The 17,411-nt window shown below is 61.0% G+C and carries 15 protein-coding genes and 1 tRNA gene; 13 read left to right on the top strand and 3 right to left on the bottom strand.

The genetic code is table 11. The features are described 5' to 3' along the window. Positions 1-91: 91 nt before the first annotated feature. From DCO57_RS00365 to DCO57_RS00350, 4 genes are all read left to right on the top strand, one after another. Positions 92-913: an enoyl-CoA hydratase gene (locus tag DCO57_RS00365; protein ID WP_116696877.1), complete on the top strand. Its 822-nt coding sequence runs from the start codon at positions 92-94 to the stop codon at positions 911-913. A gap of 316 nt (positions 914-1,229) precedes the next feature. Beyond that, the gene (locus DCO57_RS00360) at positions 1,230-1,760 is read left to right on the top strand and encodes a CoA-binding protein (RefSeq protein ID WP_116696876.1); all 531 of its coding nucleotides are present in this window, start codon (positions 1,230-1,232) and stop codon (positions 1,758-1,760) included. A gap of 101 nt (positions 1,761-1,861) precedes the next feature. Further along, positions 1,862-2,062: a hypothetical protein gene (locus DCO57_RS00355; RefSeq protein WP_116696875.1), complete on the top strand. Its 201-nt coding sequence runs from the start codon at positions 1,862-1,864 to the stop codon at positions 2,060-2,062. Positions 2,063-2,527: 465 nt separating this feature from the next. Next, positions 2,528-3,808 (top strand): O-acetylhomoserine aminocarboxypropyltransferase, encoded by a 1,281-nt coding sequence (locus DCO57_RS00350; RefSeq protein ID WP_116696874.1) that lies wholly within the window; start codon positions 2,528-2,530, stop codon positions 3,806-3,808. 141 nt (positions 3,809-3,949) lie between these two features. Here the strand turns inward: DCO57_RS00350 and DCO57_RS00345 are convergent, their stop codons facing one another. Beyond that, entirely contained in the window at positions 3,950-5,047 is a 1,098-nt protein-coding gene (locus DCO57_RS00345) for a COX15/CtaA family protein (protein ID WP_116696873.1), read from the bottom strand. Between the two features lie 405 nt (positions 5,048-5,452). Here DCO57_RS00345 and DCO57_RS00340 point away from each other — a divergent pair, with 405 nt between their 5' ends. Beyond that, positions 5,453-5,668, top strand: a complete 216-nt coding sequence (locus DCO57_RS00340) for a DUF2842 domain-containing protein (RefSeq protein ID WP_116697306.1) — start codon at positions 5,453-5,455, stop codon at positions 5,666-5,668. On the opposite strand, the gene DCO57_RS00335 is transcribed toward DCO57_RS00340, so the two are convergent. Further along, complete coding sequence (locus DCO57_RS00335; RefSeq protein ID WP_116696872.1) at positions 5,628-6,728, bottom strand: polysaccharide deacetylase family protein; 1,101 nt, start codon at positions 6,726-6,728, stop codon at positions 5,628-5,630. The genes DCO57_RS00340 and DCO57_RS00335 overlap by 41 nt on opposite strands. Positions 6,729-6,919: 191 nt before the next feature. Between DCO57_RS00335 and DCO57_RS00330 the strand changes: the two genes are divergently transcribed. After that, positions 6,920-8,065, top strand: a complete 1,146-nt coding sequence (locus DCO57_RS00330; protein ID WP_165814589.1) for a GNAT family N-acetyltransferase — start codon at positions 6,920-6,922, stop codon at positions 8,063-8,065. A gap of 15 nt (positions 8,066-8,080) precedes the next feature. Here the strand turns inward: DCO57_RS00330 and DCO57_RS00325 are convergent, their stop codons facing one another. After that, positions 8,081-10,519 carry an exopolysaccharide transport family protein gene (locus DCO57_RS00325; protein WP_116696870.1) on the bottom strand — a complete coding sequence of 813 codons (2,439 nt, stop codon included), beginning with the start codon at positions 10,517-10,519 and terminating at the stop codon, positions 8,081-8,083. Between the two features lie 194 nt (positions 10,520-10,713). On the opposite strand from DCO57_RS00325, the gene DCO57_RS00320 reads away from it, so the two are divergent. From DCO57_RS00320 to DCO57_RS00290, 7 genes are all read left to right on the top strand, one after another. Further along, on the top strand, positions 10,714-11,271 hold the full coding sequence (locus DCO57_RS00320; protein WP_116696869.1) for a polysaccharide biosynthesis/export family protein: 558 nt from the start codon (positions 10,714-10,716) through the stop codon (positions 11,269-11,271). Positions 11,272-11,376: 105 nt separating this feature from the next. Then, the gene (locus tag DCO57_RS00315) at positions 11,377-12,609 is read left to right on the top strand and encodes a glycosyltransferase (RefSeq protein ID WP_165814588.1); all 1,233 of its coding nucleotides are present in this window, start codon (positions 11,377-11,379) and stop codon (positions 12,607-12,609) included. Further along, on the top strand, positions 12,606-14,213 hold the full coding sequence (locus DCO57_RS00310) for an undecaprenyl-phosphate glucose phosphotransferase (RefSeq protein WP_116696868.1): 1,608 nt from the start codon (positions 12,606-12,608) through the stop codon (positions 14,211-14,213). The genes DCO57_RS00315 and DCO57_RS00310 overlap by 4 nt, the downstream gene beginning before the upstream one ends. Then, the gene (locus tag DCO57_RS00305) at positions 14,210-15,499 is read left to right on the top strand and encodes an O-antigen ligase family protein (RefSeq protein WP_116696867.1); all 1,290 of its coding nucleotides are present in this window, start codon (positions 14,210-14,212) and stop codon (positions 15,497-15,499) included. Before DCO57_RS00310 ends, DCO57_RS00305 begins: the two co-directional genes overlap by 4 nt. A 50-nt stretch (positions 15,500-15,549) precedes the next feature. After that, positions 15,550-15,626 (top strand) — tRNA-Pro (locus DCO57_RS00300). 292 nt (positions 15,627-15,918) lie between these two features. After that, positions 15,919-16,257 (top strand): hypothetical protein, encoded by a 339-nt coding sequence (locus DCO57_RS23430; protein ID WP_165814583.1) that lies wholly within the window; start codon positions 15,919-15,921, stop codon positions 16,255-16,257. Between the two features lie 77 nt (positions 16,258-16,334). Next, complete coding sequence (locus DCO57_RS00290; RefSeq protein ID WP_244287862.1) at positions 16,335-17,072, top strand: lysophospholipid acyltransferase family protein; 738 nt, start codon at positions 16,335-16,337, stop codon at positions 17,070-17,072. The last annotated feature ends 339 nt before the right edge of the window (positions 17,073-17,411 follow it).

Genomic DNA, 17,411 nt, shown 5'->3' with positions numbered 1-17,411 from the left:
TCGGCTGTCGGCAAGACGCCATCCTGTCTATCGCGCCGGAGGATTCACAGGCTATATTATCCGGCAACACAAAGATCATCAGGAGTGTTTCATGTCCGACACCGCCGCGAACGACGACGTCCAGAAGCCCATGCTCTCGACCCTTCTGCATGAAGGCGTCTACCGGATCGTGATGCAGCGTCCGGACCGGATGAATGCCCTGTCGACGGACATGATGACGGCGCTTTCCGCCGAACTCGCCAAGGCCGCGGATGATGCGCAGGTGCGCGTCATTCTTCTCGGGGCGGAGGGCAAGGTGTTCTGCGCGGGACATGACCTGAAGGAACTGACCACCGCGCGGGCCGAGACCGATGGCGGCAAGGCCACCTATGAACGGATCATGCGGCAATGCTCCGATCTGATGCAGCAGATCGTCCGCCTGCCGAAACCGGTGATCGCCGTCGTCACGGGCGTTGCCACGGCGGCGGGCTGCCAGCTCGTGGCCTCCTGCGATCTGGCCATCGCCACCGACACGGCCACCTTCTGCACGCCCGGTGTCAATATCGGCCTGTTCTGCTCGACACCCATGGTGGCCCTGTCCCGCAATGTCGCGCCCAAACAGGCCATGGAAATGCTGCTGACCGGCGAAAGCATCGATGCGTCGACCGCCAAGGAATTCGGACTCATCAACCGGATCGTGCCGGCAGACTATCTCGAGCAGGTCGTGCAGAAATACGCGGCGGCGATCGCATCCAAATCGGCCAAGACGGTCAGAATCGGCAAGGAAGCCTTCTACCGCCAGCTCGAAATGCCGCTCTCCGAGGCCTATGACTTCGCTGCCCAGACCATGGTGGACAACATGATGGCCAGGGATGCGGAAGAAGGCATTTCCGCCTTCCTCCAGAAGCGCAAGCCGGAATGGACCGACAGCTGATGCGCCGGGCGGGCTATTCCGGTAGCCCCTTTCGGCCAAGCCGGCCTGCCGATGGAACTTGTGGATGTGAGGGCCTGCGCGGTTGATGCCGTCTGGTCGGTCCTGAAGCGGATGATCCGCAAGGAACTGAGGGCCGATCAGACGCCCAGGCCGGGCCACTGTACCATCCGTCTTCTCATTCGCCCTCTTCACACCGGCCCGCGACAAGCCCGATGCAAGAGCGTTCTGCCTTGTGACCTTTTGCACACCGGGATGGCCTTGCGGCGCCGCCCGATTTGGCATTGGATGATGCGGCCTACCGAAGGATCTTCCGCACATGAATCACGACAGCTATTCCGACACCTACATCAAGAGCATTCTGGACGAGGTCAGAACGATCGCGATGGTGGGCGCCAGCGCCAACAATGTCCGGCCGTCCTATTTCGTGCTGAAATACCTGCTGTCGAAGGGCTACGAGGTCTGGCCGGTCAATCCCGGACAGGCGGGCAAGGAGATCCTGGGTCAGAAGGTCTACGCCTCCCTGGACGATCTGCCGGGCACTGCGGACATGATCGACATCTTCCGCAATTCCGACGCCGCCGGACAGATCGTCGATCAGGTTCTGGCCGGAGACCGGCTGCCGAAGGTGATCTGGATGCAGCTTACCGTGCGCCACGAAGACGCAGCCAGGCAGGCCGAAGACGCCGGCATCAAGGTCGTCATGGACCGTTGCCCGAAGATAGAATACGGCCGCCTGTCCGGCGAAATCGGCTGGGCGGGCGTCAATTCCAGGACCCTGTCGTCCAAACGTCCGTCCCTCAAGTCCGGCTTCCAGCACCGCGGTCTTTCCGGGAACAAGGCCGACTGATCTTCCTTTTGCGCCAGCTTCGCACAATTCCCGGCTGATAGCCCGGTAACCGGGTTCGCCCACCGGACCTGAGATCGGAATTGTCTGCTAGCGAGCGTAAAATGACACAGGACCCGACCCTGTTTACCGCCATTGAATGGGTGTTGATGGCGATGGCCGGCCTGATCGCCCTGGTCCTGTTCGCGGTGGTTCATCGCGCCGAGCCGGGTTCTCCCTTCGCCGAACGGGAAGAACACTGGTCACGGGACGAGCGCGCCGCGCGGGACCAGGAAGAAAACCGCAGCAGCAGCATGCTTCAGTGAACGAAAAACACCTGCGACGCGGGATATCCGCCCGCTGCCTGAAAGTTTTCCGTGAAGCGGCAGACGCGGCTTTTCAGCGAGGCGAATCTTTCTTTCATTAAAACATTCAATTAATTAGCAGAAATTTCTCTCGATCCGCTTCCGGTTTCCTATATCTCCGACCGGTAAGAATCCTCCGGGGCAAAAACAATGCCCCTGGAGACCCTCGTGCTTATTGTGCTCGCAAACACCGCTCCGTTGGCCTGGTGCCTGCCCCTGCTGGCCACCGTTCTGCTGTTTGGTGTCTATATTCTTGCGAAAGCCGACATCCGCAAAAGGCCTCAAAGCCGCCACCATCCCGGTGATCGCCCCTAACCCATTGACGCCAAATTTTTTTCCGGTGATTGCCAAAAGCGGAATTTCCTGCTTTGACCTCCCCCTGCGCTTCGGCCAAACTGGCCGCAATTCAAACAGGGAGGTTTTCCGATGAGCGACAAAATCCCGGGTTTTTCAACCCTTGCCATTCACGCCGGGGCTGCGCCCGATCCCTCGACAGGCGCGCGCACCACGCCGATCTATCAGACGACTTCCTTCGTGTTCGACGACGTCGATCATGCCGCCTCCCTGTTCGGCCTGCAGGCTTTCGGCAACATCTACACGCGGATCACCAACCCGACGACCGCCGTTCTGGAAGAACGGGTCGCGGCGCTTGAAGGCGGCACCGCGGCGCTTGCCGCCGCATCGGGCCATTCAGCCCAGCTCCTGTGTTTCCACACCATGATGCAGCCGGGCGACAATATCGTCGCAGCGAACAAGCTGTACGGCGGCTCGATCAATCAGCTCAACCATTCCTTCAAGAACTTCGGCTGGAACGTGAAATGGGCCGACCCTGAAGATATCAGCACCTTCGAGGCGGCCATCGACGATCGGACCCGGGCGATCTTCATCGAGAGCCTCGCCAATCCGGGCGGTATCGTCGTCGACATCGAGGCGATTTCCGCGGTCGCAAAGGCCAGGGGCATTCCGCTGGTTGTCGACAACACGATGGCGACTCCCTATCTGTGCCGTCCGATCGAACATGGCGCGGACATCGTTCTGCACTCGCTCACCAAATTCATGGGCGGTCACGGCAATTCCATGGGCGGTATCATTGTCGACGGCGGCAGCTTCGACTGGTCCGCCAACGGTAATTACCCGATGCTGTCCCAGCCACGTCCCGAGTATCAGGGCATCGTGCTTCACGAGACCTTCGGCAATTTCGCCTTCGCGATCGCCTGCCGGGTTCTCGGCCTGCGCGATCTCGGTCCGGCGATTTCTCCGTTCAATTCCTTCATGATCCTGACAGGCATCGAAACATTGCCGTTGCGCATGCAACGTCACTCGGACAATGCCAAGAAGGTGGCGCTCCACCTGTCCGGCCATGACAAGGTCAAATGGGTGTCCTACGCCGCCCTGCCCGAGGACAAGCATCACGCCCTGCAGCAGAAATACATGCCCAAGGGCGCAGGCGCGGTCTTCACCTTCGGTGTGGAGGGCGGCTACGAAGCCGGGGTCAATCTGGTGTCCAAGGTGGAGCTGTTCTCGCATCTCGCCAATATTGGCGACACCCGCAGCCTGATCATCCACCCCGCCTCGACTACGCACCGTCAGCTCTCGGACGAGCAGAAGACGGCGGCGGGTGCCGGACCGGATGTGGTGCGGCTCTCCGTCGGGCTGGAAGAAGTCGACGACATCATCGCCGATCTGGATCAGGCGCTGTCGAGCTGATCCGGAAGAACAGCATCCCAAAACAAAAGCCCGCCAATCCGGCGGGCCTTATCTCCGGAACCTTCCGCGTTCAGCACAACGCGGGAGGTTCTGACGTTTCCGGCCCTGTTCGAAGACCGGCCATTTCGCAAGTCTTCCCGCCTACCCCCTGATGGGGAACGGCCCTTTCAGGATGGCGAGGTAGTCTATTGCCGCGGCCAGAACAATCACCGCGAATCCCTGGTGGAGCAGTGCGACCGGGAGAGGCACCATCCAGACCAGGGTCAGAATTCCCAGAACCGCCTGAAGCAGAACGAAGCCGCCGACATGCGCCCCCGCCCGCCGCAATTCCGCACGGCCGCTCACCCTGAAGGTGCCATAGGCCAGAGCAACGCCGATGAGGACGAGAAGATAGGCGGTCATGCGGTGCTGGAACTGGACCGTCATCACGTTTTCAAAGAAATTCAGCCAGACCGGCTGCATGATGAAAAGTCCCTGGGGAATGATACGCCCGTCCATCAGGGGCCAGGTATTGAACGTAAGGCCGGCATTGAGGCCGGCGACCAGCCCGCCCAGAAACATCTGCAGAAAGACCAGTCCGAGAAACAGTCCGCCGAGGCCGGCAAGACGCCCCCTCTCGTCCGGATCCGCTTCGGGCAATGGCGCCAGACGGCGGGCGATCCAGAACAGATAGGCGAAAATGAACAGCGCCAGCGTCAGATGCACGGCGAGACGATACTGGCTGACGTCCACGCGCTCGACGAGACCGGAGGCGACCATCCACCAGCCGACGAATCCCTGCAGCCCTCCCAGCGCAAGCCCGATCAGAAGCCTGGGCTTCAACCAGGGTTCGATCCGCCCGGCAACCCAGAACCCGAGCATCGGGACAAAAAACGCGATGCCGATGAAGCGTCCCAGAAGGCGATGCGCCCATTCCCACCAGAAAATGAACTTGAACTCTTCAAGGCTCATGCCCTTGTTGATGAGCTGGTATTCCGGGATCTGCCGGTATTTTTCCAGCTCGTCTTCCCACTCCGCCTCGCTGAGTGGCGGGATGACGCCGTGGATGGGCTTCCACTCCGTGATCGACAGGCCGGACTCGGTCAGACGGGTCGCTCCCCCGACCACGACCATGGCCAGAATCAACAGGCAGACACCATAGAGCCACCAGCGGATCAGTTTCCGGTTCTGCCTTATGCGTGCCAGCCTGACCGGAGACACGGATGTCGCCGCGCCATTTGTGTCTGCCGCTGCCGTCATGTTTCTTCTCCGGCCCACTTGCTCTCAATCTGGAGCATGTCTCGTTGAATTGAGTTCAGGAAGACGCCCGAACGCATTTGCGATGCAAAGGCTGCCTCGGGCGTCTTCCTGAAGCCATGAGCCCGCTTGAACGCGACACGCTCCAGGGAGCCGAAATATAGAGGCAATCGGGAAACGGCAAGAGCCACTGGGCGCTTTGCGGCAATCTGCCTCTCGCATGAAGTTCCCTTTTCGGGCGCGCCCATACCGCTCCGGCATGAAATCCGGGCGTTGCGACCCGGCAGGCAAGCAGGCTATAAGCGCCGCCAGACCGATCCGCTTTCCTCGGCAAGCGCAACAGGTGTTCACAACCGGCAGGCCAGGTCACTGTCTCAATTCCGATTCACTGCAACGGATATCTTCCTCATGGTCCCCTCGTTCAGAAAATTCGTCGGCATGGTGGTTCTGGTCGTTTTCGTCGTGGTCTATGCCCTGATCGCCATGGTGATCGGCGACATGACCCTCCAGAACGCATCGACGCTGGTGCGTTTCATCTATTTCGCCATTGCCGGACTGATCTGGGTGATCCCGGCCGGCGCGATTATCTGGTGGATGGAAAAAGGCGGGAAAACCCCGACCTGACGCCGAAGCCCGAAGCAACCCAGCGGGCCGCCCGGTACAGCGCGAAGGGCGCTCCGGTCAGATACTGATCGACCACCGCCGGGTCCTGGAAACGTCCGTTCAGCGAAACCCGCGGCAACATCATCAGGTCGCGCGCATTGACCGACTGAAGCACGCCGGGAGCCGTCGTCACCGAAGAGGCAAAACCGACTTCGCGCAAGATGCCCGCATCACGCTGGCTGACCGCATGCGACTTTCCGTACGGATAGGCGAAATGCTTCGGCCGCAGGCCGATTTCCTGCTCCAGACGCGACACCCCCTTGAGAACGTCCGCCCGCGCCGCGCTGTCCTGCAGCCGTGCCAGGGCGAAATGATCGTGGGTATGCGCGCCGATGGTCACCAGAGGATCGGACGCGAGTTCGCGGACCTCGTCCCAGCTCATCATCAGTTCATCGGCCAGCGCCTGCAGATCGACACCATAGGTCTCACACAGGGCACGGATGATCTGCCTCTGGTCCGGCTCCTCGACCTCCAGCGTCAGATAGTCGGCCAGTCGCCGGAAACAGGACTCCTTTTCCGCAACGCTCCCGCAGGGCACACCACCTGTTTCGCCATCGTCCGAAAAGACGACCTCATCGTTCCCGGCGATGATGCGCTCAAGCGCGGTCCACCAGAGTTCCGTCGTGCGGTCCACAAGGCCGCTGGCAACGAACACCGTGAAGGGCGCCTCCAGCGCCTTCAGGACGGGATAGGCGATTTCCAGATTGTCGCGATAGCCGTCATCGAACGTCAGGACCGCGTAGCGCTGATCCCCGTAGCCGGTTTTCAGAAGGTCGATCGCCTCATCCAGAGCGATGATCTCGTAGCCGTTCGCCCGGATCCGCTCAACGGCCTGGCGCAGGAATTCCGGCGTGATTTCCAGGTGACGGTTCGGCTGGAATGCGTCGGGCCGCGCCTCCCGGACATGGTGCATCATGAAAAGCGCACCACAGCCCCGGGTAAATGGTGCCAGCAGCCGACTGAGCCCCGTTTTTTCCAGAACACCGAAGGCGTGTGAGATTGCGTTTTGACCCATGCTCATGCGTTGGCGACATCCAAATCTGAAACGGATCCCAGTTAGGCACGGTTTCTTTAATATTTATTGCTAAATCTATCGAGATTTCGCCCGATCCCCTGCAACACTCCCCGTGTGTTCCCATGTCAGTCCAGAACCGTTTGTCTCACGCCGAAACCCCGTCGTTTCCCGCCTCTGCAAGGACAGACCAGGAGATTTTGAAAGGTGACGCCCCCGTGCTGCAGGTCTCCATGTTCACCCAGCTTTCCGACGCAAGGGCCGACTGGCAGCACCTCAAGGAAACGGGCTGCGTCAACCCGTATCAGTCCTATGAATGGGCCTCGGCATGGTATGAAACCCTGGGCAGGGAACACGGGATAGACGCCGTGATCGGCGTGGTGCAGCAGGGTGGCAAACCGGTACTCATCCTGCCCATGGGCATCGAAAGCTCCGCCGGGATCAGGACCCTGTGCTTTCTGGGTCACCAGAACGGCAACCAGAATACAGGATGCTGGGACGCGGACTTCTATGCCCGGGCCAGCCGGGAGGACATCGAGGGCATTCTTGTCAGTCTCTGCAGGCAGGCCGGCACGGACCTTCTCGCGCTTCACAATGTTCCGGAAACCTGGCACGGGCGCCCGCATCCCTTCGTGCTCCAGGGAGCTGCGCCCAGTCCGAGCCCGGTTTTCATGCGCCCCCTTCCCGCGGATTTCCAGGTTCTGTTCACGGACACCCACAGCAAGTCCGCGCGCAAGAAATTGCTGCGCAAGGAAAGACTCCTGCGGGAGGCGGGAGACTACAGGGTCGTCAAGGCACGCACGCGGGAAGAAATCCGCCAGGGTCTTGATGCCTTTGTCGAGCAGCGCACGAAACGGGCGGCGAAGGCCGGGATACCCAATGCCTTTTCCACGCCCGTTGCCATCGACTTTCTCTCGCGCCTGCTCAATGCGGAGACCGAGGACCGGCCGCTCGATGTCTGGTTCCTGGAAACCGCAGGAGCGATCCGCGCAACCTATCTGTGCATCGAACAGGCCGGTACGATCTATTCCTACAGCAACAGCATTTCCCACGACGACATGGAGGCCAACAGCCCCGGAAATATCCTGTTCCTGGAAATCCTGCGCTACGCCTGCGCGGACGAGAGACTGAACATGCTGGATTTTGGTCTCGGCGCGGAACCCTACAAGAAAGCCTGGGCAGATCCTGTCGCCCTGAAGGACAGCTTCATTGCCGTCACCTGGAAGGGCGCTCTGAAAAAAGGGCTCGACAGGGCCCGCACCCATGCGAAGGCCGCCATCCGGAATTCCCGCTACCTGTGGCCGCTGGTTCGCCGGGTGCGAAAGTGGAAGGCCGGCCTGGGCTGAGCCTTCGCCGCCCCTCTATGCGGCGTGACCGTCATCATTGCGGCGCGGATCGGACCCGGGACCTCCCGAAATCACGACTTCAACCCTGGCGCCCGTGTTGTGGGCAAGCAGATTCGCGGCGCTCTGCAGTTCATGGCTGTGGTCGGGCGCGCTCGCGGCGATCAGGACACGGTCGGCAAAACTCAGCATGCGGGCACTGGCCAGCGATCCGTCGATCGCGCCCAGGTCGACCACTATGGCCTGATAGGTGGATCTGATCGCCTCGAGGGCGAGCTTGAAGCGCTCCGAATTGACCATGTCGTCGGTGATCGCCAGACGGCCGGCCTCGATGATATGGGCCCTGGTCGCCGCATCCCTGTAGACCACCTTCGCAAAAGGCGCGTCACCGGCGATAATGTCGGAAAACCCTTCCGCCGCCTTGTCGTCATGCTGCTCGGGAAACACTTCCATGATCAGCGCCGTTTTGCCGGAATTCGCCGCCTTGCGCACCAGATCGAATGCAAGATCGTGGGACAGGGCGTCGTCATCGACGCTCAGGACCACAATGCGCCCGGCGGCCTCGACATCCTCCGCCAAGGTTGTCGGTATGGCGTCCCCTGCTCCTGCCTCCGGCAGATCGGCCTCGCGGACCACGCTTTCCGCTTCGGGCTCCGGCGGCGCCTCCGGTTCCCTGCCTCCGGTCTTGCCGATGCCCCGCCCCCAGTTGCGCGCCCATTCGGGAGCCCAGTCCGGGGCAACGTCCTGATCGTAACGTGCCTTATCACCGCGACGCTTCTTCCGCTCGAGAACCGTCTTGAACGCGGAGAGCGGCCCTGACTTTTCGGTCTCCGCCTGGTCGGTCCTTTCGGGCTCGACCTGGTCGGATTTTTCCTCGATGCCGGGATGCTTTTCCTCTTCCAGCGTGGCCGGCGACACCGGAGGAGCCGGAATTTCCGGGCCCATCCGGTAATGCGCATAGCTCTGGGAATAGCCCTGGTCCCAGCCCATCCCCTCGCCCCGAGTTGCGACCGGCATCTCCCGCGGGTGGACGCCGGCGGCGCCGTTCATGCGGTAAAGCGCATTGCCGCTCAGGAACTCGCGCATCAGCACGAAGGCGCATCCGAGAATGAAGGTCACCAGCGCCGCGATGATCGTGCTGGAGACAATTCTGGGCGAATAGGGCTCGGCCGGAACACTTGCACGGGAAATGATGCGCGCGTCGGCGGGCAGAACCTGCGCTCTCAGGCGGGAATCGGCTTCCTGATAGCTCAGCATCAGCTGATCCAGCTGGGCGGCCTTGGCGTTGGCCTCGCGTTCCAGCTCGCTCAGTCGGGCCTGATCCGCATTCGAACGGGCCGCTGCGGTTTTCAGCTCTTCCAGACGTTTTTCCAGGGCCAGGGCCTGCTGGTTGGCGACCTTGGCGTCATTTTCCAGCCCCTGCAGGATCCGGCGCGCCTCGTTCCTGATCTGCCGGTCGTAATCGCCGAGCTGGGACTGCAGCGCCTTGAGCTGCGGGTGGTTCGGCAACAGTGTGATGGACAGTTCGGCGATGTTCGACTGGATTTCGACCTGGCGCTCGCGCAGCCGCTGGATCAGCGCCGACCCGAGAACTTCGCTGGCGCTTTCCAGCGACCCGCCGGAATTCAGAAGCTCACGGATCAGATCGGCCTTGGCCTGCGCTTCCGCCTTGGCGGCCTGGGCGGCGGAATAGTCGCTGCTCGTTTCCGCCAGCTGTTGCTGGTTGAGCGGAATGTTGCCGGCTCCGATCAGCAGATCGGCCCGCGCCCTGAAATCGGAGACGGCCTTGCGGGCGGCCTGCACTTCCTTGCGCAACTCGACGATCTGGGGTTCGAGGGCAGCGGAGGCCTGCTCGGTGGTCGCCCGCTTCGCGCTCGACTGAACGGAGAGATATTCATCGACAATGCTATTGGCGACCCTTGCCGCCAGAACCGGGTTCTCGGCCTTGTAATCGACGGCAATGACGCGCGAGCCTTCCAGGCGGTAGATTTCAAGGTGCTCGTAGAAATGCTTGAGGACCCGCTCCTCCTGATTGTTGCCCGGATCATTCTCCCCGAGACCGACCAGGGACATGAGGCGGCTCACAAGCGAACCGGCGCCCCTGGCATCGAATTCGGGAATGGCTGCAAGATTGAGCTTGTTCGCCACCCGCCGCGCCAGATCGGCGGACATCAGCAGCTGGACCTGGCTGGCGACCCCCTCGCTGTCGAGAAGCGCCCTTTCCTCTTCCACCCCGCGGGAGCCGCCGGGAAAGTTGTTGTCGGTGCTCTCTATGAGAATCCGGGCTTCGGCCTTGTATTTCGGTGCGACGAATTGCAGGCCCACAAACACGGCGACCGCCACGAACAATGTCAGCGGCAGCAGCCAGCCCATGGAGTGACCGATCGTCCGCAGGAGACCACCCAGGTCCACCGCCATGTCATCGTCGGAAAATGTCTGCCGCTCGGCATTCTTCATAGGAATCTCCACAACTCCGGCAAACTATGTCGAATTAGGGTAAGCGATCGGTTAAGGCACATGCAATTGCACAAAGACGCCCGTTAATTAGTACATGCGCAATTTTCACGATGTGTGCGGAGAAGATTTTGCGCCATTCACCGTCGATTAACCATAGCGCGCGATGCTGTCTGCGAATTGTAGGAGAGTCGTAGATGCGAATGAGAGCGCTTGTTGTCCTGGGCCTCTGCCTGGGTCTCGTTGCGTGCAGCGGGTACAGGCAGCCACCGACAGCTTTTCACGAGACGCTGACACAGCCTTATCGCCTGGACTCAAGCGACAAGCTGCGCATCATCGTGTTCGGACAGGACGACCTTTCAAACACCTATGTCATTGATCAGGCTGGATATATTTCATTCCCGCTGGTGGGAAGCATTGCCGCGCGCGGCAAGACCCAGCAAGGCCTGGCCGCCGAAATCGCCACCAAGCTGCGGCAAGGCTACATCCGCGATCCGGACGTCTCCGTCGAGATCGACACCTACCGGCCGATCTTTGTCATGGGGGAAGTGCAAAACTCGGGCCAATACAATTACGTCGCCGGCATGACCGTGCAGAACGCCATCGCGACCGCGGGCGGATTCAGCGCCAGGGCACGGCAGGCCGATGTGGATATCACCCGCCAGATCAACGGGGAAATCCTAAACGGTCGTGTGCCCATTTCGGACCCGGTGCGTCCCGGCGACACGATTTACGTCCGCGAACGCTATTTCTAGAGGGGCCACCGGTTAACCGGAGACTCACCTCCCCCTGCTAGGGTGCAGCTACCAAACCTCACAGGTCATAAAAGAACCTGGAAGTGGTAACAGGGATACTGCACCATGACGACCACCCCCATGCGGATCGTTCATTGTGTCCGGTCGCCTATCGGCGGAATCTTTCGCCATATTCGCGATTTGGCCACCGCCCAGGCGGAAGCCGGACATGATGTCGGACTTATCTGCGACAGCAGCACCGGCAGCACTTTCGACAACCGGTTCCTGGACGAACTGCGGCCGAAGCTGACCCTTGGTCTGGCGCGCTTTCCCATGCAGCGCCAGCTAACGCCCAAGGACATGTCGGCGACCCTGGCAATCTACCGCCATATCCGCGACCTCGAGCCGGACATTCTGCACGGACATGGCGCCAAGGGCGGCGCCTATGTCCGCCTGATCGGCAGCAGCCTCAGATTCTTCGGCCGCAAGGTGTCCCGTGTCTATTGTCCGCACGGCGGCAGCCTGCACTATGATCCCAACCGCCTGGAAGGACGCGTCTATCATACCCTGGAACGCCTGCTCGGGCGCCTCACGGACGGCCTGATCTTCGTTTCCGATTATGAATATGCGGCCTACGAGAGCAAGGTGGGGCATCCCAGGGCCAAGTCGCGGATCGTCTACAACGGACTGACACCGGAAGAATTCGCGCCCGTCACCGTGAACGAGGACGCCAGCGACTTTCTCTACATCGGCATGCTCCGCGATCTGAAGGGGCCGGACCTGTTCATCGAGGCGCTCTACAATATCCGCCTGAAAACCGGCACCGCGCCCCGGGCGCATATCGTCGGCGAAGGTCCGCAGGAAGAACGCTACCGCAATCTGGTGCGGAAACTCGGCCTGGAGGATGACATCACCTTCCACGGCGCCCTGCCGGCACGCGAAGCCTTCAAGCTTGCCCGCAACGTGGTCATACCTTCCCGTGCGGAGGCCATGCCCTATATCATTCTGGAGGCGGTCGCGGCACAGCGTCCGCTCATTGCCACACGTGTCGGCGGCATTCCGGAGATTTTCGGCCGCTATTCGAACCGGCTGATCGAACCGGGCCATATCGGCAAGCTGACGGTCGCCATGGAAGAGGCGCTTGAAGACCCCGTCCGGATGGAACGGGAAGCCGGCGAACTGCAAAGATGCCTGGCGGCGACCTTCTCCACCGACCTGATGAACGACAGGATCACCACCCTATATCAGGACCTGCAGGGCCTTGCGCCTGCCGACGACGCCACACCCCAGGCGGTGGAAGGCACGCCGGCCGACCGCAGCGCCCAGTCGGTCTATGCCCGATCAGGCAACAGGTCATGAGCAACCAGGTATTCAATTCGACTGATCCGGCCAATCCGACACCGCTCACCGGCGACGACTCCGGCTTGCGGCGCCGGCTGGAAACCCATCTGCGCAAGACGGTCGGCAGCGCCGTCGGCTCGACGAACGTCGAGATCCTGTCCTCCACCAATACCAGCCTGACCCCGGAAGCCTGCGAGATCGCGCAGGGTCTCGGCGGCAAGGGGGTGTCCATTCCCGTGCTGACCGGAATGGTGCGCCTGATCGATATTCTCCTGATCGCGGCCAGCGCGCTGATCGCCGCCTATGGCAGCTCAAACCCGGCCAGCTTCAGTCTGGCGCAGGGATTTGCAACGGGCTGTTCGATCCTCTTCGCGCTCGCCTTCTTTCAGGCGGCCGACTGCTATCAGGTGCCCGTCATGCGCCAGAGCCTGTCGCAGATCGGGCGCGTCGCGGCGGGCTGGACGCTGGTGTTCGCCATGTTCGCGGTTCTCAGATCGACGACCGGCATCGGCGCCGCCCTTCCGGATGCATGGATCGGGTCCTGGTTCGCGCTCAGCCTGACCGGCCTGTGCGTCTCGCGGCTCGCCGTCTTCCTGCTGGTGCGCCACTGGATGAATTCCGGCCGCCTGGAACGGCGCGCCATCATCGTCGGCGGCGGCACGGCCGCGGCCGAGCTGATCCATGACATGGAAGCCCAGGCCGGCAACGACATCCGCATCTGCGGCATCTTCGACGACCGGTCCAACGACCGCTCGCCGCCGGTGGTGGCAGGCTACCCCAAACTCGGCAACATCAACGCGCTGGTCGAGTTCGCCCGCCTCGCCCGCATCGACATGCTGATCGTCTGCATTCCCCTGCGCGCGGAAAAGCGGGTACTGGAGCTGCTGCGCAAACTCTGGGTCCTGCCGGTCGACATCCGTCTGTCCGCCCATACGGACAAGGTCCGCTTCCGTAACCGCGGCGCCTCCTTCATCGGTACGGTGCCGTTCGTCGACGTGGTCGAAAAGCCGATCGCCGACTGGGATCTGCTCGCCAAGCGGATCTTCGACCTGGTGTTCGCGACGATCGCACTGGTGACACTGTTCCCGGTGATGATCGCCGCGGCTATCGCCATCAAGCTGGACAGCAAGGGACCGGTCCTTTTCCGTCAGAAACGCTATGGCTTCAACAACGAGATCATAGAAATCCTGAAGTTCCGCTCCATGTATGTGGAACAGGCCGATCCGGAAGCGAAGAAGGCCGTGACGAAGGGAGATCCGCGCGTGACAAGGGTTGGCCGGTTCATCCGCAAGACATCGATCGATGAACTGCCGCAGATCTTCAACGTGCTGACAGGCAAGCTGTCCCTGGTCGGCCCGCGCCCCCATGCGGTCAATGCCCATACCGACAACAAGTCCTGGGACAATGTGGTCGACGGCTATTTCGCCCGTCACAAGGTCAAACCCGGTGTTACCGGCTGGGCGCAGATCAACGGCTGGCGCGGCGAGGTGGACACGCCGGAAAAGATCCAGCATCGCGTGGAATGCGATGTCTACTACATCGAGAACTGGTCGATCCTGTTCGATCTGAAAATCCTGATGATAACGCCCTTCCGGCTGTTCGATACGGAGAACGCCTATTGAGCATCGCGGCCGGCCCTTATGGCGGCCCGCATCTTGCGCGCGCGCCGGCCGGTCTCCCGGCCAGAAGCCTGGGCAACGGCGCCCTGTGGCTGGCGGCGTTCCTGTCGGGCTTCGTCATCGAGGAACCCGCGCCCTATGAACTCTACATGGCGCTGGTCACCGTCGTCTGGCTCGCCTGCGGTCTCAAGCTGCGGCGCGAATTCGGCCCGCTGATCATCTGCCTGATGCTCTATATCGCCGGTGGCATGGCCTCCATTCCCCTCGCCCGGGAAATGGGCGAAGCGATGATGTATATCGCCATCTCCGGCTTTCTGGCGGTCACGGCCATCTTCTACGCCGCGGTGCTGGCAGATGATCCGGACAGGTTCCGGATCATCCAGAGCGGGTACACCATCAGCGCGGTGCTGGTCGCGGCCATCGGCATCGCCGGCTATTTCCAGCTGTTCCCCGGCGCCGGCTATTTCACGCTGTATGACCGGGCGCGCGGCACCTTTCAGGACCCGAATGTCTTCGGCCCGTTTCTCGTCCTGCCGACCGTCCTGCTGCTGCAGCGGCTCCTGAAGGACTCCGTCCTGAGAAACCTGCACCTGCTGGTGCCGCTCGCCATCCTGCTGCTCGCCGTTTTCCTGAGTTTCTCGCGCGGGGCCTGGGGGCTTCTGGTGGCCGCCGTCCTGACGGTCTATCTGCTGGCGCTGATTACGGAACAGACACCCAGGCGGCGCGCGCGGCTGATCTTTCTGGGCGTGACCGGGACCCTGGCCGTCGTCGCCCTGATCGCGGCAGCCCTGTCCATCGACAGCGTCGCGGAGATGTTCAGCCAGCGGGCCAGACTCGTCCAGGAATATGACGGCGCCCGCCTCGGCCGCTTCGCCCGCTACTCGCTCGGCTTCCAGATGGTCATGGACCATCCCCTCGGCATCGGCGCACTGGAATTCAACAAGTATTTTCCGGAAGACGAGCACAATGTCTACCTTAAGGGGTTCACGACCTACGGCTGGCTCGGCGGCACCGTCTATATCATTCTGGCACTGTGGACCCTCGCCGCCTTGGTGCCGCTGCTGTTCAAGTCGCGGCCGTGGACGGCCTTCACCCAGTCGATCTTCGCGGTTTTCGGCGCCCATCTGGTTCTTTCGGTGTTCATCGACACCGACCACTGGCGGCATATGTACATGCTCTACGGGCTTGCCTGGGGCATGATCGCCACGGATGCGATGGAACGCAGACGGCACCGCAAACAGCTTTTCGCCAGCCGCACGGCCCGTCAGTCAGCCCGGTGGACAACCTGAGCAACAAGCCGCTTGCGCTCGGCAGACGAACAAGCTAGGTAGAAGCCGTTCGGGCAGTAGCGCAGCCTGGTAGCGCACTTCACTGGGGGTGAAGGGGTCGTCGGTTCAAATCCGGCCTGCCCGACCATTTCAGGCAAATGATTTCATTGTCTGAAATCTGGCCTTTCTGGCCATCAATTTCCGATTGGACATGCTGTTGCTCCCGCTCCGGGATGTTGAGCCCCAACTTCGGTGGGTATCTAGATTTCGGATGAGCCCAAGCGCATTCAGCCACGTTACCTTTTCGACGTGCCCGGATTCGGCGGAGACACTATCCCTCTGTGATGGCCTCTTTCCAAGTGGCGGGACGACAGCGAAATTGATTTATCCGGCGCCCGATGCTACGTCCAAGCAATGGAAACGTTCCGTGCGCGAATGGCATGCTGTCAGGAGCCGGCGCGCCGGCATGTTCGAAGACCGTTTCCAAATGGCGTAAGAAAACGCGGCTGCGGGCCAGTCCCTCACAGTTTCCCTGGGGGGCATGGACGCTTTTTCTTTCAGGAATGCCCGGAAAAAGAAGCACTCCGGCATCCCGAAGTCCGCCGGAATTAAGCTATGTACAAGCCATCACCACGGTTTTCTTCAGCGGTGCAACCAACGACCCGGCAATGGCAACATGGGTCGTCACGCGAATTCAACCACAGCTCGATCCGCGAATTCAGGAAGCGCCGCACATGTTCAACAAAAAAATCAATCGAGGCCAGTTTTGCGAATTATAATGTCGGCACGATCCGCCACGAACACACTGGCACACTGTCTACAACACGGAAAACTGTCCAAGAGCCGTTCTGCTGTGATGCAATATGTCCGCACCAAAATCTTCATCGTTCTGTTGGCAGCCTGGACGGCCCTTTTCGGGTTGCCCATCCTGTGGGACGCACTCGTAACGCTTCGGCCACGCACCATCCGATGGCTGAGCAGGCGCTGGGCGCATGGGTTTCTGTTCCTGTGCCGGTACGTGCTGAGGCTGACCTACAAGGTCGAAGGCCAGGAACACCTGCCCGAAGAGCCCATCATCATCGTCTCAAATCACCAGTCTGTCTGGGAGACGATCGCTTTCCTGATCCTGTTTCCGGATGTGAACATTATTGCCAAGGACAGCCTCTACCAAATTCCGGTGTTCGGTTGGTACCTGCGCCGCTCTCCCATGATGAAGGTCATCCGGGACCAGCCCGGCACGAACATTCGCAGCATCATCAAGGGATCCAAACTCTCCGCTCAGGAAGGCAGAACCATCGCGATCTTTCCCGAAGGCACGCGCGCTCCCGTTTATGGCCGTCAGAAATACGAAAGAGGCCTGTCCGCCATACAGAAAGCAACCGGTTATCCGCTTGTCCCCGTGGTTCTGAACACCGGTGTTTTCTGGAACTCCAAATACAATGTGATTCACGCGGGAGAAATCACCGTCCGCTATCTCCCCCCGATCTCTCCGTCATCCGACCTTTATAACGAGCTCGATCGCATCGAGGACGACATAAATCTGCACAAGGACCAGATGGTCAAGGACATGAATATCGACAAGTGGCTCAAGTGAACCGCTGGACGCTGTGCAAGCAGATGTTTTCCTTACGTCGTCTGGTCCCTATTGCCTGCAACTGATCGGTGCCGGCCATATGGAGACCGACCCGTCAATCCTGGAGGCCTACTGGCCTGGGGGGTAGGACAAAAGAAATGGCCTCGTTTCGGAAGACCGCCCTACCGGCGACCGGTCAGGTTCGTTTTTTCAGGTTTACTGGAATTTTAGCCAACTAACTCCATCGGTAAAACTTACACGCAGTAGCCGTTTGTTAGTCCGCATATGCAATCATGGGCATGACGCCCACACTCTTGTCCCGCAACCGCGCCAATGAGTGGCGCGGCGCGGATCGTTTCA

Origin of the sequence: Labrenzia sp. 011, assembly GCF_003075075.1 — a bacterium.
Classification (GTDB): domain Bacteria; phylum Pseudomonadota; class Alphaproteobacteria; order Rhizobiales; family Stappiaceae; genus Roseibium.
This window is presented reverse-complemented; position numbering and strand designations above follow the sequence as displayed.